The sequence below is a fragment of the Microbacterium testaceum genome, from assembly GCF_001476655.1.
Classification (GTDB): domain Bacteria; phylum Actinomycetota; class Actinomycetes; order Actinomycetales; family Microbacteriaceae; genus Microbacterium; species Microbacterium testaceum_C.
Genome location: NZ_LDRT01000245.1, coordinates 1 through 4,369 on the forward strand (window position 1 = coordinate 1; position 4,369 = coordinate 4,369).

Sequence of the window (4,369 nt, forward strand, 5' to 3'; positions counted from 1 at the left end):
GCCACGAGGGCTCCCCCGCGCCCGCGCACCCCAGACCGACCGACCACACCGGCCCAAGAAAGACCGCCGCCCCAAGCCCGCGCACCCCACACCGCCCACACCGGCACAAGAGAGACCGCTCGCCCGCGCGCACCACAGACCGCCCCCACCGGCCCAAGAAAGACCGCCGCTCCCGGTAGGGGGCCACGAGGGCTCCCCCGCGCCCGCGCACCCCACACCACCCACACCGGCACAAGAAAGACCACTCCCCCGCGCCCCGGACCGCCTCACACCGCCACGAGAGCCTCGGCTCCGGCGGGAGCAGGCTGCTCGGGCTCGCGCACTCCGACGAGTTCCCCCAGCGTGCGCTCCCCCCAACCGGGCTCCGCCGACACCCGCAGCGCGAGGGACCGCACGAGCGCGACCACACCGATCGGCGCGCCGGAGGAATCCGGGTGGAGCGCCCGATCGACGGCATCCAGAACCGCGTGGAGGCGGACGTCGTGACAGCGCGCATCGTCGTCACTGATCCACTCGAGGAGCCGAACAATGGTCCAATCGGCACTCAGTGGACGATGGAAGACGGATTGGTGCGGGAGCGAACGGGTCATTGGACCAGAATCAGGTGCCATGACCCTCGCCGACAGAGCCACTTCCGCCCTGGTGGACCATCGCACGGCCATCGTGTCGGCCGAACAGCTCGCCCTGCGCCTCGGCCGCTGGGTGAACACGGACGCCACGCTGTCGGCGAGCCTCGCCGACGGCATCGCGCGGCTCGTCCGCGAAGGGGAACTGCGCGGCGGCGACCGCCTCCCGTCGGAACGCACTCTCGCCGCGACCGTGGCCGTCTCTCGCGGCACTGTCGTGAGCGCCTACGCGCGGCTGTACGACGACGGCATCCTGGACCGCCGCCAGGGCAGCGGCACACGCATCGCCGGCGCGGCGCCGACCGCCGCACGCCAGGCCGCCGGACGCGGAGAGGCGCTGTACGCCACCCTTCCCTCGAGCATCGATCTGCTGCGGGCCGTGCCCTCGATCTCGCCGCTCGCCATCGACATCGTGCAACGCCACCGCCCCGTGCTCGACGCGACGACCGTCGAGGGAGACCCCGCGGGACTCCCCGCCCTCCGCGCCCTCATCGCCCAGCTGATGACCGACGACGGCACCCCGACGACCCCGGCGCAGATCCTCGTCACGCACGGCGCGCAGCAGGCCCTGAGCCTCCTCGTCGACGAGCTCGTCTCCCCCGGCGACACGATCCTCACCGAAGAGGTGGCCTGGCCAGGACTCACGGATGCCGTGCGCCGCCGCGGCGGCCTGGTGCACGGCATCCCGCTCACCCCCGACGGCATCGACGTCGAGGCGTTGGAGATGGCGATCGTCGTGCGTCGGCCCGTGCTCATCGCCCTGAATCCGCACAACCACAACCCCACCGGCATCCAGACCAGTCCCGCCGTCCGGCAGCGCATCGCCGACCTGGCTGCGGAGCACGGAGTGACAGTGGTCGAGGACCGCGTGCTCGCGCACGTGTCGTTCGACGGGCCGCCCCCGCCGTCGCTGGCGAGCGCGCGGCCCGACGCCCCGATCGTCGTCGTCGACTCGTTGTCGAAGTGGGCGTGGGAGGGCCTGCGGATCGGGTGGGTGCGGGCGGATCCCGTGCTCGTGCGGCGCCTGCGCGGACTCCGCCAGACCAGCGACCTGTCGACCAGCGTGCCCTCGCAGCTGCTCGCCCTCGACCTGATCGCTGCCGCACCGACCCTGCGTCGCTCCGTCGCCACGGTCCACCGCGATGCGGCCAGGACGGCGGGGGCGCTCCTGGCCGCACACCTCCCGGACTGGCGGTGGATGCCGCCGCGCGGAGGCCTCTGGCTCTGGGCGCGACTGCCGATGGGGTCCGCGGCCGGATTCGCCCGTCACGCCGCCGGCTTCGGCGTCTCGGTCGCGGGGTCGGCGCAATTCGCGTCGGATGTGGATGCCGATGACCACATCCGCATTCCCGTCACCCCGGCCACCGAGGTGCTCGAAGCCGGAATCCACCGCCTCGGGAAAGCATGGCGAAATTATCAGGTTCATTTCTGAAGTGGTTTATCTGAATTTTTTCTATGTACCCCTAATGTGAGAGCTGGGGACGCACCCGAATCCCCGGGGGAGAAAGACATTCGATGATCACGTGGAATGGCCTCGTCGCGCGCGGAGTCGCGCGCGGGGTCGCGCTCGGCTCCGCCGCCGCACTCTTCTTGGCCGTACCCGCCACCGCCGCAACACCGGCGCCCTCACCGACACCGTCCCCGACGGCCTCGGTCCTCTCGGCACGGCTCGACGCCCTCGCCACCTCGGGAGTCGACCCCGCCGTGTCCTCCGACGTGCTCGACGTCGCCGGCCTCCCGGTCAACGTCGTCGGCGGCCTGATCGTCAACGGCGACGCCGTGACCGTGTCCGTGCGCTTCGCGGACGCGGCCGCCCAACAGGCCGCCGTCGACGCGGTCGCCGCTCTCGGCACCGTCACCGCGGTGACGCGATCGCTTCCCACGATCGTCGTCCAGGCCCCTCCCTCCGCCTTCCCCGCCCTCGCCCAGTTGCCGGGGGTGGTCGCGGTCGACCCCGCCATCCGACCGGACACCGGCACCGACCCGATCGCGTCGACGGAGGGCGACTCCCCCACCGTCGAAGCCTCGTGTCGACAGATTCCCGTCGAGGCCGACCCCGTGCTGCGCTCCGACGAGGCACGCGAACGTTTCGGCGTCGACGGCACCGGCATCACCGTGGGCGTCATCTCCGACTCGTACGACCGCGCGTCCGACGCCGCGACGAGGCCGGAGCAGGACATCGCCCTGGGATCGCTGCCCGGTCCCGGCAACCCCTGCGGGTACACCACGGCGGTCACCGTCGTGACGGACGCGCAAGACGGCGGCGAGGACGAGGGGCGCGCCATGCTCCAGAACGTCCACGGCATCGCGCCCGGCGCGCGACTGCTCTTCGCGACGGCCGGCCACACGCAAGCGACCTTCGCCGACGCGATCCGCGAGCTGCGCGCCAACGGCGCCGACGTCATCGTCGACGACGTCGTCATGTTCGCCGAAACCCTGTACCAACGAGGCATCGTCGCCACCGCGGTGGCCGACGTGGTCGCGGACGGTGCCACCTACCTCAGCTCGGCCGGCAACTACGCGTCGACCGGCGAGGCAGGCGGTATCTCGGCCGGCACATTCACCTCGTCGTGGGAGTCGGAGAGCTTCGCCGGGATGCCATGCCCGCAGGCCGCGCTCGAGGCGACGAAGGCACCCGCCGACCAGGTCGACTGCATGAACTTCGCCGCCGACGGCGAACCGAACGCGGAACTGCGGGTGAAGATCCGCACGTACGGCTCGTCGGCAGGCGTGCTGACGCACTGGGCGATACCGGCATACGGGCCCCAGGATCAGGCGATCGTTCCCGTCGTCCTGGATGCCGACGGAGCGGTCATCGCGGTCGGCCAAGGGCTCGAGGAGGGTGCGCCCGTTGCGTGGGCCACCTGGGAGACAGGCGTGGAAGAGGGGGTCTACAAGACGAGCGACTACCGGATCGTCATGGTGCGCGCGGACAAGCGGCACGACGTCCGGTCGAAGCTCACCTTCCCGATCCGGCGCTCCGGGGTGCTCGAACTGCAATACGCGTCGTGGCGAGAGGGAGTGACCGTCGGACCCGTGGTGTTCGGGCACGCCACCGATCCGGCGGCGATCTCCGTCGGCGCCGCCGACGTCCGGGCGCCCGGACTGCTGAGGGACTTCTCCAGCGTCGGTCCCGCCACGTACCTGTTCGCCCCCGTGCGCACCGACGGAACCCCCTCGGAACGCCTCGCCGAGCCGCAGGTCACCTCGAAGCCCGACCTCGTCTCGGTCGACGGCGTGCGCACGACATTCTTCACCGCGGAGGGGAACCCTTCCGGGATCTTCCGCTTCTCGGGCACGTCGTCGGCGGCACCGACCGCCGCAGCCGTCGCCACCCTGGCACGCGCGCTCGCCGGTCCCGGGGCGACGCAGGAGGTCATCCGTGACGCGCTGACCGAGAGCGGTCGTCCGATCGACGGCCCTCCCGGCTATACCGGCCCCGTCGACGCGAACGTGATCGGCAGCGGACTCATCGACGCCGTCGACACGCTCGCCGCGGTGCCCACGCCGACACCGACGCCCACCCCGACGCCCGATCCCACCCCGACACCGGATCCGGAACCGACGCCGGAACCGACCGCGTCGCCCGATCCGACGTCGAGCGCGTCCCCGGTGCCGAACGCCGGCGCGAATCTCCCCCGGACGGGAAGCGACGGAACCTCGGCGCTCCTGCTCGCGCTGTTCGGCGGAGGAGCCCTCGCGGCCGGATGCCTCGTCGCCCTCCGACGCCGAGCGCGCTCGGC

At 72.0% G+C, this 4,369-nt stretch carries 3 protein-coding genes; 2 read left to right on the forward strand and 1 reads right to left on the reverse strand.

Translation table 11 applies throughout. From position 1 onward, the window contains the following. Positions 1-266 precede the first annotated feature (266 nt). On the reverse strand, positions 267-590 hold the full coding sequence (locus tag NS220_RS18745; protein WP_058625462.1) for a hypothetical protein: 324 nt from the start codon (positions 588-590) through the stop codon (positions 267-269). Positions 591-609: 19 nt separating this feature from the next. Between NS220_RS18745 and yczR the strand changes: the two genes are divergently transcribed. Next, complete coding sequence (gene yczR / locus NS220_RS18750; RefSeq protein ID WP_058625463.1) at positions 610-2,058, forward strand: MocR-like transcription factor YczR; 1,449 nt, start codon at positions 610-612, stop codon at positions 2,056-2,058. An 83-nt stretch (positions 2,059-2,141) separates the two neighbouring features. Continuing rightward, positions 2,142-4,369: S8 family serine peptidase (locus NS220_RS19910; protein ID WP_153004383.1), on the forward strand; the 2,228-nt coding region annotated here is incomplete at its 3' end.

What these genes read in the sequence shown, in the direction of transcription:
- NS220_RS18745 (WP_058625462.1), bottom strand. Translation starts at nt 590, where the DNA reads ATGACCCGTTCGCTCCCGCACCAATCCGTCTTCCATCGTCCACTGAGT.
- yczR (WP_058625463.1), top strand. Translation starts at nt 610, where the DNA reads ATGACCCTCGCCGACAGAGCCACTTCCGCCCTGGTGGACCATCGCACG.